Annotated in this window: 13 protein-coding genes; 3 read left to right on the top strand and 10 right to left on the bottom strand. The window is 70.8% G+C overall.

Translation table 11 applies throughout. The features are described 5' to 3' along the window. The first annotated feature begins 77 nt into the window (after positions 1–77). Complete coding sequence (locus tag AB0K14_RS33025) at positions 78–842, top strand: BTAD domain-containing putative transcriptional regulator (protein WP_360457925.1); 765 nt, start codon at positions 78–80, stop codon at positions 840–842. A 16-nt stretch (positions 843–858) separates the two neighbouring features. On the opposite strand, the gene AB0K14_RS33020 is transcribed toward AB0K14_RS33025, so the two are convergent. The 3 genes from AB0K14_RS33020 to AB0K14_RS33010 form a co-directional block, all read right to left on the bottom strand. After that, complete coding sequence (locus tag AB0K14_RS33020) at positions 859–1,605, bottom strand: GAF and ANTAR domain-containing protein (protein WP_360457928.1); 747 nt, start codon at positions 1,603–1,605, stop codon at positions 859–861. 24 nt (positions 1,606–1,629) lie between these two features. Further along, entirely contained in the window at positions 1,630–2,382 is a 753-nt protein-coding gene (locus AB0K14_RS33015) for a GAF and ANTAR domain-containing protein (protein ID WP_360457931.1), read from the bottom strand. Between the two features lie 243 nt (positions 2,383–2,625). Next, positions 2,626–3,171 carry a DUF5994 family protein gene (locus AB0K14_RS33010; RefSeq protein WP_360457934.1) on the bottom strand — a complete coding sequence of 182 codons (546 nt, stop codon included), beginning with the start codon at positions 3,169–3,171 and terminating at the stop codon, positions 2,626–2,628. Positions 3,172–3,433: 262 nt separating this feature from the next. Between AB0K14_RS33010 and AB0K14_RS33005 the strand changes: the two genes are divergently transcribed. After that, the gene (locus AB0K14_RS33005) at positions 3,434–3,979 is read left to right on the top strand and encodes an STAS domain-containing protein (protein WP_364339741.1); all 546 of its coding nucleotides are present in this window, start codon (positions 3,434–3,436) and stop codon (positions 3,977–3,979) included. Here the strand turns inward: AB0K14_RS33005 and AB0K14_RS33000 are convergent. From AB0K14_RS33000 to AB0K14_RS32985, 4 genes are all read right to left on the bottom strand, one after another. Beyond that, positions 3,928–4,146, bottom strand: a complete 219-nt coding sequence (locus AB0K14_RS33000; RefSeq protein ID WP_364339799.1) for an RGCVC family protein — start codon at positions 4,144–4,146, stop codon at positions 3,928–3,930. The genes AB0K14_RS33005 and AB0K14_RS33000 overlap by 52 nt on opposite strands. A gap of 86 nt (positions 4,147–4,232) precedes the next feature. Then, positions 4,233–4,394, bottom strand: coding sequence for a hypothetical protein (locus AB0K14_RS32995; RefSeq protein WP_360457942.1), 162 nt, complete (start codon positions 4,392–4,394; stop codon positions 4,233–4,235). A gap of 872 nt (positions 4,395–5,266) precedes the next feature. Further along, the gene (locus AB0K14_RS32990; RefSeq protein ID WP_360457945.1) at positions 5,267–7,459 is read right to left on the bottom strand and encodes a carbohydrate-binding protein; all 2,193 of its coding nucleotides are present in this window, start codon (positions 7,457–7,459) and stop codon (positions 5,267–5,269) included. 223 nt (positions 7,460–7,682) lie between these two features. Continuing rightward, complete coding sequence (locus AB0K14_RS32985; RefSeq protein ID WP_360457948.1) at positions 7,683–10,409, bottom strand: Tat pathway signal sequence domain protein; 2,727 nt, start codon at positions 10,407–10,409, stop codon at positions 7,683–7,685. Positions 10,410–10,685: 276 nt separating this feature from the next. Between AB0K14_RS32985 and AB0K14_RS32980 the strand changes: the two genes are divergently transcribed. Further along, positions 10,686–11,774 carry a LacI family DNA-binding transcriptional regulator gene (locus AB0K14_RS32980; protein ID WP_360457950.1) on the top strand — a complete coding sequence of 363 codons (1,089 nt, stop codon included), beginning with the start codon at positions 10,686–10,688 and terminating at the stop codon, positions 11,772–11,774. 25 nt (positions 11,775–11,799) lie between these two features. On the opposite strand, the gene AB0K14_RS32975 is transcribed toward AB0K14_RS32980, so the two are convergent. The 3 genes from AB0K14_RS32975 to AB0K14_RS32965 are packed head-to-tail and all read right to left on the bottom strand — an operon-like array spanning position 11,800 to position 15,371. Further along, positions 11,800–13,443: an extracellular solute-binding protein gene (locus tag AB0K14_RS32975; RefSeq protein WP_360457953.1), complete on the bottom strand. Its 1,644-nt coding sequence runs from the start codon at positions 13,441–13,443 to the stop codon at positions 11,800–11,802. Between the two features lie 54 nt (positions 13,444–13,497). Next, a complete protein-coding gene (locus AB0K14_RS32970; RefSeq protein WP_360457956.1) occupies positions 13,498–14,385 on the bottom strand; it encodes a carbohydrate ABC transporter permease in 888 nt (295 codons plus the stop codon). Further along, the gene (locus AB0K14_RS32965; RefSeq protein ID WP_360457999.1) at positions 14,382–15,371 is read right to left on the bottom strand and encodes an ABC transporter permease subunit; all 990 of its coding nucleotides are present in this window, start codon (positions 15,369–15,371) and stop codon (positions 14,382–14,384) included. Before AB0K14_RS32965 ends, AB0K14_RS32970 begins: the two co-directional genes overlap by 4 nt. Positions 15,372–15,445 lie beyond the last annotated feature (74 nt).

Here is a 15,445-nt window from a genome sequence, read left to right as displayed (position 1 = left end):
CGAGATGAAGCCGAAAGGCCATCCGTGAACACTTTTCCGAACTTCTTCGTGACGACACCGACACCGACACCGGCCTCGTGAGCCCACTCGCGACGCCGGACGTGCGCTTGGCGCCTCCTGTGCGCCAAGCGGGTTTGCGCATCGTGCTCCTCGACGGGTTCCGGCTCACCGGGGGAGCCGACGCCATTCCGGTCTCCGGAGGGGCGGAGCGGCTGCTGGCGTTCATGGCGATGCGCCACCGGGCGGTGGGGCGGCTGCTGGTGGCGGGCTCCCTGTGGGCGGACGCGACCGAGGGCCACGCCTACGCGGCCCTGAGGTCGACGTTGATCCGCATGAACCGCGCCTGCCGGGACACGTTGCTGGTCACCCCGTCCAGCCTCGAACTCGCACCCGGTGTCTCGGTCGACCTGCGCGACGCCCAGGCGCTCGCCCACCGACTGCTGGAAGCCGGTCCGCACGCCGCGGTGGACCTGGGCGTGGAGGCGGTCGCCACGCTGTCGTCGGAGCTGCTGCCGCTCTGGTACGACGACTGGGTCGCCTTCGAGGCCGAGGACTGGCGCCAACTCCGGCTCCACGCGTTGGAGGCGGTGGTGGACGGCCTGGTCGAGGCGCGGCGCTTCGGTGATGCGGCGGCGGCGGCCGGTGTGGTCGTCCGAGCCGACCCGCTGCGGGAGAGCGCCCAGACCGCTCTCATCCGCGTCCACTTGGCCGAGGGCAACCAATCCGAGGCGGTGCACGCGTTCGACCGGTTCAGCCGCCTCCTGCGGGTGGACCTGGGCCTGACGCCCACCCCGCAGCTCCGGGACCTGGTCGGGGGCCGCACGGGGCCACCACGCGGCTGACCGACCGGTTGTCCGGTCAGCGTCGGAGTGGCTTGACGCCGGTGGGCGCGTTGAGCAGTTCCGGGGTGTTGATGTCGCCTGCGATGACGTCGTGGGCGACTCGGCTCAGCTTGAGGTTGTGCCCGCGGGCGTAGCCGCGCAGTGCGGCGAACGCGGTGTCCATGTCGACCTGGAGGCGTTCGGCGACCAGCCCCTTGGCCTGCTCGACGACCACCCGGCTGGTCAACGCGGCCTGGAGCTGCTCGGTCAGCACCTGGTGGTGGTGGATCGAGCGTTGTTGCAGCAGGCCGATGGTGGCGACGTCGACCAACGCGGTGGCGGTCCGCAAGGCGGTCGCGTCCAGGTCTCCGGACCGGTTCCGGAACAGGTTGAGCGCGCCGATCACCTCGCTGCGCAGGCGCATGGGCACCGCGTCCACGGCTGCGAACCCGGCCGCAGTGGCCGCCGCGGTGAACCTCGGCCACCGCTCGGCCGCGTTGGCCAGATCGGGGTGGCTGACCCTGGTGCCGGCGGCGAACGCGTCCAGGCACGGTCCCTCGTCGTTCTGGAGCTGGAAGAGCTCCAGCAGCCGGGCCTGCTCGTTCGACGTCGCGATCAACTGCAACCTGCCCTGGTGGTCGACCAGCAGCAGTCCCGCCGCGTCGACGTCGAGGAGCTCGACGCACCGGTCGGCGAGCATGTGCAGGAAGTCGATGACGTCGAAGTCGTCGACCAGGGTGTCCGCCAGTTCGACGAACGTTTCGACAAGACGATCACCGTCCATCGAAGCCACCTCCACGGGTGTGTTTCATAGTCCGGTCGTGTCCCGCCCGTTGTCGTGGTCGTTCCCGTCGCGGTCGAATCGTCGTCGCCGGGCCACCACGTCGGCCGCCAGGTCGCTCAACGGCCTCTGCTCGGCGAACGACCGCGCTCGCAGGTGGGCGAACGCGTCGGCCATGCCCACGTCGAGTTGCGCCGCGACCATCCCGGTGGCCTGGTGCACCCTGGGGTTGTGCAGCGGGAGGTCGTCGTCGGTGCCGCCGGTCGCGTCCAGGCCGACCTGCTCGTCCAGCAGCAGCCGCAGGGCCAGTTCCGCGAACGCCAGCGCGTCGGTCAGCGCCGGGCCGTCGAGGTGACCCGCCTCGACCCGGTACAGCGACAGCAGCCCGACCCTGATCGCGCCGACGCACAACGGCAGGGCGAAGAGCGAACCCGCCCCGGCCTCGACGGCCAGTGGCGCGAACAGCGGCCACCGCGCCTGGCTGGACAGGGCGTCGAGGTCGGCGACGAGCGCCGGGCCGCCGCCCCGCCAGACGTCCACGGCCGGGCCCTCACCCACCGTCACCTGCAACTCGGTCAGCTGCTCGCCCAACACGTCCGTGGCGCACCTGAGCTCCGGCCAACCGGAGGTGTCCATCGTCAGCACGACGCCGCTCACACCCAGCCGTGCCACTGCGCTCTGGCAGAGGGCGCCGATCGAGACTGGCGTGTCCAGTTCGACGGCCTTCTCCGCTATCCAGCGGCTCACCTGCGTCAACCGACTGGTGGTGTACCGGGGCACCCGGAGACCTCCCAGTTTGCCTGTCGCCCAGCACGACGCACGTGCTGTTCCCGCGGGGAATCAGGGACGCCCCACCCTAAGGGGTCGCGATCCCGACGGCGGCCGGTCCGTGCCGTCCCGCCGCTGCTGTCACCCGGATGCGCCGGGTGCCTCGCGTCATCGGTGGTCATCCGGCCGGTGCGGCACCCGTTCGACCGCGGTGCCGGGTGGCCGGCCGGTGGTGCGGGCCGCGCTGGTGGGGCGTCACGACGCCGCCCTGTCCTCCCCGTCACGCGGTTGCGGTCGTGGCTCGCGCAGCGCCGCCCGCAGGTCCCGCGTCCCGCCGTCGGCCTGCCGGCGCTCGGTCGGCTCCGCGTCGACGGTCCGCCACCCCGGCTGGGCCGCGGTGCCGGTCCGCAGGCCGGCGACGAGCACGTTGTTCCACCTCAGGACGTCCTCGGCGGTGGTGGTCGAATCGACGTCGGCGGCGGCGCGCAACGCGGCTCGTGCGGCGCCGCCCGGTGTGGCCGGGGGGATCACCAGCAGCCGGGTCCGGGCGCGGCCCGGTCCGATCATGGTGACGGTGTGGGGCTGCGTGGTGCGGAAGCCCTCCAACCGCACGTCGGTGTCGCCCACGGTGAGCAGGCGGCCGGTGGGCGCCCACGTGCCGAGGTGGTAGGACACCCGCAGCACGCGCATCCCCAGCGCGGCCATGGCCGTGATCAACGGCGGGAACTCGTTCGCGGGGTCGGTGGACCAGGGCCACCAGCCGCCGTCGACGAGGCCCGGTGCCGCCGTGGGCGATTTCATCGTCCACCGGCATGCGCGGCCGGTGGTGGAGTCGGTGGACGGACCGGGCTGGTTCGGGATCATCTCGGCGCTCCCGCCTCCGGCCGAACCCGGCCGGACGGTTGTCCTGGTGAGCGCGCGGCGGCGCCGCGCGCTCGATGTGCCCTCAGGACGTCGCACTTTACCGCAAGAAAACTGTCTATATCGATTTCGGCAGATTTTCGGATGAGTTCGGGTCGGGCTGCCGGAAGTTTTCAAGAAATGAGTTCGAATTGGGTTTGACATGGCCTTGTACGGCGACCGTGCGTGGCTATATGCTCATCACGTCGGTTCTGCCGCCCGGACCACGCGGACGCCATGCTCAGGTGAGAGGGTTCTCATGAGTGCCTCCGTCCGAAATCCGGCTCGACCGCTTTCGCTCGACGTCGTCCTCCAACCCTCCGCCACCGTGTGCGCCGTGTCCGGCGAGGTGGACCTGTCGACCGCCCCTGAGCTGCGCGACCGCCTCCTGGCCCAGGTGGGCCAAGCCGGCCCGGACGTGGTCGTCGACCTCGTCGGGGTGAGCTTCTTCGGCGCGGCCGGCCTCAGCGTGCTGGTGGAGGTCCAGGCCGCGGCGGACGCGTGCGGAGTGGGGTTCTACGTCGTCGCCCGCACCCGTGCGGTCCTGATGCCGCTGACCGTCACCGGGCTGGACCGCGTGCTCGACGTGCACCCGGATGTCGCTGGAGTGCAGGCGCGCGCCCGGTCGGCGGTCCGCGCCGGGGCGCGGATCCGGCGTCAGGCTCGACCGGCCCGGTCCTTGGTGTTCCCGCGCCCCGACGTGCCGTAGGTCGCGCCGCTCGACTCGCTGGAGCACTGGCAGCCGCGGGTGAGCGCGCCGGCCTCGGTCGCGGAGCAGAACCGCCGGGCGATGGGGTCGTGTGCGTACGTCGGATGGGGGCACACGGGGCAGGGCGTCTCGACCTGTCCAGCGTTGTCCGGGGTGCAGCGGTCCATGAGCACGTCGGTCGTCGGCATCGGCCCGTCCCTCTGAAGTGGTTTGTGATCGACTCTGGTCGGCTTCGCCGGGGACTGGGGCGATCTCACCGAGCGTACTCCGGATACCCCTTGGCCGGACGCGCGAACGGGTTGTCGCGCGCGGCGCCGCCGGCCGCCGCCACCGGGTTCGCCACCTGGTTCGAGGCGGGGACGGGGTGGACGGCGGCGACGGCGAGGATCGAGGCCGCGACACGGCGGATGTCCATGGGTTGCTCCTGTCACGAAGAAGGTGAGCCCCCGGCAGGTCCGGATACCATTGGGACTGCGCGGACAAAGTCGATCGAACTGAATCGGCTCATGGGTCAAGTATCTGCTCTGCGGTTCTCCCGATACCGGAAGTCGCCTATTCGTGTAAAGCGTCGGAGGTATTTCCGGATGGTGCAGAATGGAATTTCCAGGGCATGGCGAGGGGCGCGGAAGGCGTAGAGGCCGTGGAATTCCACGCGGTCGCACGGTGCGGGTGGCACGGCGAAGACCCCGGCTCGGCCACCTCCGTTGGGTGGAGGCAGTGGCCGCTACCGGGGTCTTGGGCAACTCGTCCAGCCCACTCCCGGGAGGGCCGGACGTGCGCGGGCGCGTCCCGTCGTCAGTAGCCGGCGGGCATCCGCGTCGTCAGGCTGCCCGTCGTGGTCAAGGCGGTGGAGGTGACGGTGGCGGCGGTCAGGCCGCTGGACGTGGCGCGCAGCACCAGCAAGCGCGGTGTGCGCGGTCAGGCGCAGGGCGGTGGCCGCGTCCGTGGTGGTCTTGGACGTGCGGACCACCTCGACGCCGTTCGCGTCCAACCCGACCGCGGTGATGGTGCCGGGCTGCCATGTCGGAGGAGTCCACGTCGTTGTAGGTGTGCGGCAGGTGACCGCCACCCAGGACGAGTCGTCCAATGACGGGACCTCGCCACCCGCCTGGACATCACCGTGCACGCTCCTGAGCCAGGTCGGGGGAGCCTGTGGACCAGAGGTGGCGGCGGCGGAGTCGTGGAGCTCGGGTTGGCGCCGGCGCCGGCCACGGGGATCGTGCTCGGCTGCGGCCGGCCGGCGCCTCTGGTCACGTCAAGCGGTCTTCCTCCGGGTCGCGCGCACGCCTACCGCTCCGGGTAGGTGATGGCGGGACGCGGCGGAGTCGCCATGCCGGCTCCGAGGAAGTAGTCGACGTGGTGGGACTGCATGTAACCCTTGAGCGTCATCGCGTTGCGGTAGGCCGGGTTGTGCGCCAACGTGTACAGCCTGGTGCTGCTCGGCTGGTTCGTGGTGAAGATGATCAGCTCGGTGAAGGCGGCGTTGGTGTAGACGACCTCTTCGCGCCAGTCGCCGAAGAGGTCGCCGTAGATGGTGGGCGAGTTGCCCTGGGCCGCGTCGACCGCGCCGTACTGCGAGGTCGTGAGCAGTCGCGGCACGCTGTTGGTGGGGGTGGGGCTGGTCGGGTTCCACTTCTCGAACTTGCCGTCGTTGAGCAGTTCCATGGTGATGTCCCCGTCCCAGTACAGGCCCAGCTGCGGCCAGGGCTGCAACGAGGTGCTGGACTGGGTGAGCCGGTTGGTGGACGCGTTGTAGAGGCCCGAGAACGCCCAGACCTCCATGCCGGGGTGGCGCGGGTCGACGTCGCCCGCCATGCCGCGGCCCACGTCGGCGGTGCCGGGTTCGGTGTGCCGCCAGATGATGTTGCCGTTGGCGGCGTCGTAGTAGTAGTCGCGCAGGCCGCTGGGGTTGACCTGCTGCACGCCGTAGCCCTCCAGCCCCGGGCGGCTCGGGTCCATGTCAGCGATGTGGAAGCGGTCGCCGTGCACGACGCCGGCCGGTCCGAGCGAGTAGCGCAGGGTGCCGTCGCCGTTGAGCACGAACCCGATCTCGGCGATCTCGTCGCGGCCGTCACCGTCGACGTCGACGATCCGGGTGTTGTGGCCGTCGGGCAGGTTCCGGTTGCCGCGCAGGAACTTCCACTGCATGGTCAGCGCGCTGCCGGTGAACCGCCAGGCGGTGAACATGAGGTTGAAGTCGCCGCTGCCGATCCGGTTCTTCATGAACGCCACGAGGCTGGGGTTGACGCCGTCGAGGTAGCCGACGCCGAAGCGCGCGTACATCGGGCCGTCGGCCAGGTAGTCGGTCGGCACCGGCGCGGTGGCGCGGGCGGCGCCGGTCATGCCGTCGAGGATGGCGATGAACTGCCGGTTGTTGTCGCTGTTGGTGAACCTGACGCCGTTGCCGAAGGTGACGCCGTTGGCGATCCGCACGGCCACCTCGGCGCGACCGTCGCCGTCGAGGTCCTGCACCGTGACACCGTCGTTGTGGCCGACGTCGATCGTGGCCGAGCCACCCTCGATGTTGTTCTGGTCGGTGCTGTTGGGGCCCATGTCGACCTGCCAGAGGAACCGGCCGTCACGGCGGTAGGCCTCGATCTTCTGCGGTGACGTCTGCCGGTCCAGCACGTAGTCGTACTCGCCGTCGCCGTCGAGGTCGCCGACCCACAGGAACTTCACCGCGCCGCCGGCGCGCAGCGGCACGCGCACCACCGGCTCGGTCGCGGCGTTGGCGCGCAGCGTGAACGCGCCGCTGGGCGCCTGCTCCACGCCGTCGACCACCGGCCGGACGCGGTAGCTGTTGGACTGCGACAGGTTGGCCGTCGAGTCGGTGAAGTTGGTACCCCCGGTCAGCACGCCGGAGTTGAGCTTGACCTCCTGGCCGCCCGCGGTGGACCGGTAGACGTTGAAGCCGATCCCGGTCGGGTCGAGCCCCAGCAGCCGCCAGCTGACCAGGACGGCACGGTCGCTCGACCGCACGGCCACCACGCCGCGGCCGAGGCTCTCCATCCGCCTGGCCGCGGTGCCGCCGTTCGTGGTGACTTCCAGGTAGTCGATGTTGGCCGGCCCGGCCGCGGTGGTGGCGGAGAGCTCGACGGTGTTGTCGCCCGCGTTCAACGGGGCGGTGAGGGTCTTGGTCGCCCAGGTGCTCCAGCCCCCGGTGTGGTCGAACGCCGACCCGGTCTGCACCGCCGCGCCGTTGACGCTGATGGTCGTGGGCCGGCCGACGGTGTTGCCGTTGGCGTACCTGATGGCCAGGGTCGCGGTGCCGCCGGCGGCGGCGTTGACGGTGAACCTCACCGAGGCGCCGGTGGCGCCGTTCGGGTCGCAGAACCCGCTCCCGGAGTAGCCGGAGTGGTTCGTGGCGATCGCACCGTCACAGGTGGCCGGCGCGGTCTCCGCCTCGTACCGGGTCGTCGCGGCGTGCCCGGCCGGGGTGAACACCACCGCGGTCAGCGCACCGGTCAGCAAGGTGGTCACGGCAACGACTACGGACGCCTTTGTCAGTCGTTTCATTGTTGTCCTTCGACGTGTCGAGGTGTTCCGCACCTCGACGGCTCGGTGGTCGAACAACGGCGGCGGGGCCTCGGTTCGGCGGTGTGCGGTGCCGGATCAGGTGGCGTGCGGGGCAGATCAGGTGGTGTGCGCGGGTCAGGGGGCGTGCGCTGGCGGGTCTGCGGGTCCGGGGCAGCGGGTCCGCGGGTCAGGTCAGGTGGTCGCCGACCAGGGCCAGGCACTGGATGGCGGCCAGGCCGTACTGGGCGCTGGCGTTGGTGGAGACGAAGCCCGCCTCGTCGACCGGCTTGAGCACGCTCGGGCCCTGCACGCGCACCGATGCGAACTCGCGGTTGCGCGGGTAGCCGGCGTGGCCGGTGTCGAACTCCCGCCAGGCGCGCGCGGCCAGCGTGGTGTCGCCCAGCTTGGCGGCGGCGTAGGCGGTGAGCCGGGAGTGCGCCTGGCGCAGGTTGAGGCTGCCCCAGGACTGGCCCGTCTCCGCCTGCTGCTCGGCGGCGGTGCCGTTGTAGAGCCGGCAGTACTGCAACCACGCCCGGGTGAACGCCTCGTCCCCGGTCAGGGAGATGACCTCGCTGCACAGCTCCACCAGGCCGAACACCGAGCCCAGCGAGCCGACGCTCACCGCGGGTTCGGTCGGCTTGAACGTGCCGTTGTCGAGGTCGTACAGGCCGCTGCCGCGCGCAAACCCGTTGGGCATCGCGGCGATGGTGCGCATGCCGTTGAGCAGCTTCTCGCGGGCGATCGGGTCGCCGCCGCGCTCCCACTCGGTCAGCCAGGCGAGCGCGAGGCCGCTCCAGTCGGTGCCGGTGCTGACGCCGAGGGCGTGCGGGTCCGGCACGTACGGCCCGGTGCGGATCTTGCGGATGGGGTCGAGCACCAGGAACGTCCGGTCCGCGTCCACGAGGTCGCGCATCAGGTCGCCGGTGCGCTCGTCGGCGGTGAGGAAGTAGAGGAAGCGCCGGTAGCCGGCGTTGCTGATGCGCATCTGCTTGGCGCTGTCGGCCCAGTGCTGCACGCCGTGCCGGGTGCCGAGGTCCCGCCACTTGCCCAGGTGGTAGACGTCGACCTCGCCGGTGTGGCGGGTCATCGCCTCGGCGAAGCGGAACACGTCGGCCCGGCCGGAGCGCAGGTACTGGTACCAGAGCCACAGGTCGGGGGAGAGCTCGGAGTTGGCCCAGGCGTAGCCGCCGACGTCGTAGCGCCAGACGTGCCGGTCGGGGTCGTAGCTGTGCATGATGTCGCCGTAGTCCCAGAAGCCGTACCAGGACCGCTGCTCCACCTGCCCGCTGTGGTGGTCGAACAGGAAGTCCAGGCGGTCCTCGATGTGCGCCTTGGCCGGTGTCGAGCGGTCGACCGGCGACCAGTCGCCGAACACGCCGGCGGCGTGCAGGTGCGCCGGCGACGTGACGATCAGCGGGGGTGTCCGCACCGCCTCGGCCAGTTCCGCGACCCGTTGCGCGGCGGGCGTCGAGTCCAGCGCCCAGAACACCAGCTCCGTGGTGCGCGCGATCCCGTAGGGGGTGCCGAATCCGGGTTCGTAGTCCTCGTAGGTGATCTCCAGGCCTTCGAGCTGCTCGGGATAGGTGTCCTGGCCCATGCCGTCGTGGTAGAAGCGCAGGTCCATGGGCTCGGCGTCGGGCGACCACAGCCACACGGTGACCTCGGCCGCGTCGCCGGCCGCGCCCCGGACGTCGAGTTGGGACGGGTGCAGCTGCCAGAAGTCGCGCATCCCGAAGGCGAACCCGCCGCCGGGGCCGCCGACGTACCCGAGCCCGCCCGCCCGGCCACCGGCGTCGACCGGGATCCACGCGTGACCGGCCTTGGTGCGCTTGCGGATCTGGAAGCCGTCGGCGGACAGCTGGCGCAACGAGTAGTCGCCGAAGGTGGGGATGAGGTGCAGGCGTGAGCTGACGCGGGTGTCCCAGGTGTCCACCGGCGGGGTGGCCTGACCGGCGACCTGCGCCTGGCGGACCGCCGCGCCGGGGTCGCGGCGCAGGCCGGTGATGCCGCGCACCGCCTCGGACAGCACGCCGTCGTCCGGTCCGGCGAAGCGCACGTGCCGGTTGTGCGGCTCGTCGCGCATCGGCACCTCGAACCGGATGCCCAGGCCGCGGATGAAGTCCTCCTTCTCATCGCCGTCGAACACGAACGTGTGCACCGCGCGGATGCCGTCGCTGCCGGCGTAGAAGTACAGGCGCACGGTGAACGGCAGCCAGGACCGCCCGCCGTGCCGGTGCCTGCCCTCGACCTTGACCACCGCCCGGACCGGGCCGGACGACTCGACGGTCGCCTTCTCCACCCGGCCGGTGAACCTGTCCAGCTTCACCGGGCCGTCCTCGTCGCCCGGCTCGCCCTGCCGCAGGCACACCAGCTTGCCGTGGCGGGCGATCTCGCGACCACCCCGGATGATGGTGCGCACCAGCCGGTCGCCCCTCTTCGGGACGTGGCACCGGATCACGCCGGTGTCCACCTCGACCTCGTCGCGGCTCTCCTTGATCGTCAGGGTCGTCGCGGGCGTCGCGGGCGTGCCCCCGGTGAGCACGTACCGCTCGGCCGCGGGCACCTCGGCGCCGATGGCGTGCGCGGTCCACTTCAACGACCCGTCCGGCCAGTACGCGGTGGCCCACGACTGCACGGGAACCTGCTGTCCCGCCGCTGTGCGCAACGCGAAGGACTGCTGCCGGGGCACCGTCCCCTTGGGCCACGGCACGCCCCACGTCGACCCGGCGGCCAGTTGGCGGGGCACGCCCCCTTCCAGCCACCGGAGCTCGACACCGTCCTCCAGCGCACCGCTCGCCGTCGCCGGCCACGTGCCCGCGGCGGGGGCGGCGTGCGCCGATCCGGTGGCGCGCCCCACCTGCGCGGCGGTGCCGACCGCCGCGGCGCTGAGGATGAGGTTACGTCGGGAGATCATCGCCATGGGGGCTCCACTGTGAGCAGGGCAATGCCGGTGGAATGTCAGCCGTGGAAACGTTTACAACGAGGTAATGGCAGCATGCGTCACATACCCTGTCAAGGGTTACCGCCGTTCGACGTATGCGGTTACATGAACGGCCTGCCGGAGGCGGCCTGGACGGTCACTCGTCCACCGGGTTGTCGACCGAAGGGTGATTTGACACCACGAGAGCGAGCCGGAAACATCGCGTGTAAGCGTTTTACCAGCGAGGTTGCAACACCAGGTGGAGGCGACATGGTCCGGCGCGCGGCGGCCGACAACGGTGAGCGACGGCCGACCACGATCCGCGACGTGGCCGCGCACGCCGGGGTGTCCGTCGCCACCGTCTCCCGGATCCTGTCCGGCACCTACCCCGGCGCGACCGCCACGCGCAGCAGGGTCCTGCGGGCGGTGCGCGAGCTGGACTACGTGGCCAACGCCAACGCGCGCGGGCTCGCCGGTGCGCGCAGCCGCAGCGTGGCCATCATCGTCAACTCCGTCGTCTCACCGCACTACGCCCACGTGGCGCAGGGCGTGCAGGCGCAGGCCGCCATCGAGGGCAAGCTGTGCATCGTCGGCACCACCGGCAGCGACCCCGAGCGCGAGCTCGCCACGGTCCAGCTCATGCGCGAGGAGCACGCCGAGTGCGTGATCCTCGTCGGCAACGTGGTGGCCGACGAGGCGTACCGCGCGCGGATGGCCGACTACGCCCGCGCGCTGGCGCTCGCGGGTTCGCAGCTGGTCCTGTGCGGACGCCCGCCGCTGGGGCCCGACGTGCCCGCGCTCGTGGTGGAGTACGACAACACCGGCGGCGCCCACGCCATCACCAGCCACCTGCTGTCGGCGGGTCACCGGCGCATCCTGTTCCTCGGCCGCCGCGACAGCTACACCACCCCGGAGAGCCGCATCGCCGGGTACCGCGCGGCCCTGGCCGACCACCACGTGCCGCACGACCCGGGCCTGGAGGTCGAGGGCACGATGGAGCGCAGCGAGGGCTACCGGATGATCCGCGAGCGGCTCGCCGCCGGACCCCGTGACTTCACGGCCGTCTTCGCGGGCAACGACCTCATCGCCGCGGGTGCCCGCCAGGCGTTGCGCGAGCAGGGGTTGCGCGTCCCCGACGACGTCTCCCTGGTCGGTTTCGACAACCTGCCACCCGCCGCCGACATCGACCTCACCACCGTCCACGTGCCGCACGAGGAGCTGGGCCGCACCGCGGTGCGCATGGCCCTGCAGCGCGCGCGGGACAAGTCGGGCGTGCCCGAGCGGGTCATGCTCGGCACCCACATCGTCGTGCGCGACTCCGTCCGCCCGCTGGTGCGCTCCGACATCCGGGCGCGGTAGGCCCGGGTCCGCCCACCGGCCCGGGTCACCGGTTCGCGGCGTGCTCCTCGGCCAGTTCCTCGGCGACCTTGTCACCGCCCGCCTGACGCCACTGCGTGACGACGTCCTTCCACGCCGACGGCGGTTTGCGGCCGAAGGTGACCGCCGTGATGCCGTCTCCCAGGATCTGGTTGAGCTGGGCGCTCTTGCCCGCCTCGGTGGCGGAGCGGAGCCCGATGCCGGGGTTGCGCACGCTGCGCGGCAGCGTCGCCTTCTGCCAGTCGTGCACGGCCCTGGCCACGTCGGGGTGGCCCGGCAGGTAGAGGACCGACGGCGCCACGCCGATGTACTTGGTCGGCAGCAGCGAGTTGTTCTCCTGGCTGTACAGGTCGGTGAGCTTGATGCCGCCGGCCTCCTTGGTGAAGTGCTTGCCCTCCACCCCGTAGTTGGCCAGCTCGTACTCCTGCGTGCCGAAGGGGGCGCTGAGGTAGTCGATGACGCGCAGCAGCAGCTTGATCCGGGGAGAGTCGGCCTTCTTCAGGGTGACGTAGCCGAAGGTGCCGTTGCTCTGCCAGGGCGTGGCCTGCGGTCCGTACGGCCTGCCGAGGTCGGGTGCGAACCGGCCGTTGATCTTGTTCAGGAAGGAGATGTTCACCGAGCCGAAGCCGTCGTTGATCGAGGCGACGGTGCCGTTGTGGAAGTAGCTCTGCATGTCGGTGGAGCTGGTGGTGAGGCTGTCGGGGTACTGCGTGCCGGCCTCGACCAGCTTGCGCATCACCTCCAGGGCCTGTTCGAACTGCGGCGTGGTGATGGTGTGCGCGAACGCGCCGTCCTTCTCCGACCACGTGTTCGGCGCGCCCGTCGAGCCGGCGTGGTAAGTCACCGCGCCCAGCCCGCCGAACAGCGTCTTGAACCAGCCGACGCCCCACCTGCGGTCGCCGGTCAGCTCCTTCATGGCGTCCAGGTACTGCTCGGTCGTCCAGTCCTTCGGGATGCCCGCCGCGTCCATGGCCGTGCGGTTGACGAACAGGCTGTTGGCCGGCATCGGCCGTTCCAGCGGGACGCCGAAGATCCTGCCGCCGATGCGGCCCATGCCCTGCCAGGCGTAGGTGGGGACGTTGGCCAGGTTGCGGAACTCCTTGACCGCGTCACCGCCGACGAACTCCGACAGGTCGGCGCACCGGGCCTGGACGAACTCGGCCGCGTGCGGCAGTGCCAGGTTGGTGAACATGATCATGTCCGGCAGGTCGTCGCCCGACGCCATCAGCGTGGCCATCTTCTGCCCGTACTCCGGCTCGGGCACGACGGTCACCTTGAGGTTGACGCCCAGCGCCTGGTTGACCGCCTGCCAGTACTGGTTCTCGCCGACCGGCTTGGGCGGCGCGCCGTACGACACGACCATCACCGTGATGTCGGAGCCGTCCCCGACCGGGCCGTCCACCGACCGCACGACCTCGTCGGGGTACTTCAGGTAGAGCGGCTGCACGCCGGAGTCGTCGCCGGGCGCGTCGGGGGTCGGCCCGCTGAACGGCACGTGGGTCGGCCAGGGGGTGAGGTCCTTGCCGGCGTTGGAGACGCCACCGCCGGGTGTGCTCCCACCGCACGCCGACAGCAGGGACGGGACGGCCAGGCCGAGCGTGCCGACGCCGGCCAGCCGCAGCAGGGAACGGCGGTCGATGCGGTGATCCATGACGGGTTTCCTCTCCCGGCGTGGCGCCGAAAGGAGTGGTTCAGGTGGGGGAGGTCATGCCTTCACGGCTCCGGTGACGACGCCCTTGACGAAGTACCGCTGCACGAACGGGTACACGCACACGATGGGCAGCGTCGCGAGCATGACGACGGCCATCTGCACCGACTGGGGCGAGGCGGTCGCCAGTTCCCCGGAGGTCTCGGCGAGGGAGGCCCCGCCGGTGACGTACTGCCGCAGGACGGTGCCGATCGGCCACTTGGTCTGGTCGTTGAAGTAGATGATCGCCTCGAAGAAGCGGTTCCAGTAGGCGACCGCGTAGAACAGGCCGATCACCGCGATGACCGCCTTGGACAGCGGCAGCACGACCCGGCACAGGATGCCCAGCTCGCCGGCGCCGTCGATGCGCGCCGCGTCGATCAGCTCCGACGGGATCGACTGGAAGAAGCCGCGCATCACGACCAGGTTGAACACGTTGACCAGGAACGGCAGCACCAGCGCGGCGTAGGAGTCGAACAGCCCGGTGCCCTGCACCACCAGGAACAGCGGCACCATGCCCGGCGGGAACAGGAAGGTGAACAGCACCAGCAGCAGCATGGGCTTGCCGCCGTAGACCTTGGGCCGGCTCAGCGTGTAGGCCAGGCCGATGGTGCACAGCAGGCTCAGCGCCGTGCCGATGACGGTGACGCCCGTGCTGACCAGCAACGCGCGGGTGATGATCCCGCCCTGGAGGATCTCGGCGTAGGCGTCGGACGAGAAGTCCTCCGGCCAGACCACCCAGCCGCCGTTGTCGATGACGTTCTGCGGGCTCGCCAGGCTCGTCGCCAGGACCGTCCACAGCGGGAAGACCACCAGGAGCACCACCACCGTCAGCGCGACCGCCTTGGCGGCGCGCACGGCGGGGGTGGGACGGCCCATCCAGGCCGGTGCGGCGGCGCTGCTCATGCCTTGTAGACCCCCTGTTCGCCCAGCCGGTGCGCCACCTTGTTGGCGGCGTAGATGAGCGCCACGCCGATCACGCCCTTGAACAGCCCGACCGCCGCGGCGTAGCCGAAGTCGCCGTTGGCGAAGCCGGTGAAGTAGACGAACGTCTCCAGCACCTCGCCGGTCTCGGGACCGACCGACTGGCGCTGCAGGAAGAACTGCTCGAACCCGATGGACAGGAACTCGCCCAGCCGCAGCACCAGCAGCAGCACGATGACCGGTCTGATCGCGGGCAGCGTCACGTGCCACAACCGCCGCCACCAGCCCGCGCCGTCCAGCGCCGCGGCCTCGTACTGCTGCTCGTCCACCTGCGACAGCGCGGCCAGGAAGATGATCGTGGCCCAGCCGCACTCCTTCCAGATCAGCTGCGCGACCACCAGCGGCCCGTAGGCGTCGGGGTTGCCGATGATCGAGACGCCGCCGAGGCCCAGGGTGGACAGCCAGCCGTTCACCACGCCCGCGCCGCCCAGCATCTGCTGGAACAGCGCGATCACGATCACCCACGACAGGAAGTGCGGCAGGTAGACCACGCTCTGCACGAACCGCCGGACGGTGTCGCCCACGATGCTGTTGAGCAGCACCGCGAGCGCGAGCGGTGCGGGGAAGAAGAACACGAGCTGCAACGTGGCGATGAGCAGCGTGTTCCGCACGGCGGTCCAGAACTGCGGGTCGCCGAACATGCGCTCGAAGTGCGCCAGGCCGACCCACTCGCTGCCCGAGAGGCCGAGGAACGGGACGTAGTCCTGGAAGGCCAGCACGTTCCCGAACAGCGCGCCGTAGTGGAACACCAGGAAGTACCCGAGTGCCGGTGCCGCGATGACCAGCAGCACCCGGTTCGCCCGGAGGCGGCGCAGGTGGCCGGGGCGCGAGCCGCTCCCGTCGGGGCGGGGACGTGGCTCCTCGGGCGGTGGGCTGGTGCCACCGGTGCCACCGCGGACCCGAGTCATGCTCACGTCGAACGCCTCTCTCGCGGTGCCGGGCCGACACAGGATTTTCACAAAGATAAAACGGTTACACGGCT

The organism is Actinosynnema sp. NPDC050801 (assembly GCF_040673975.1).
Classification (GTDB): Bacteria; Actinomycetota; Actinomycetes; order Mycobacteriales; family Pseudonocardiaceae; genus Actinosynnema.
The sequence above is the reverse complement of the archived record's forward strand: the minus strand, read 5'-3'. Positions and strand labels throughout refer to the sequence as shown.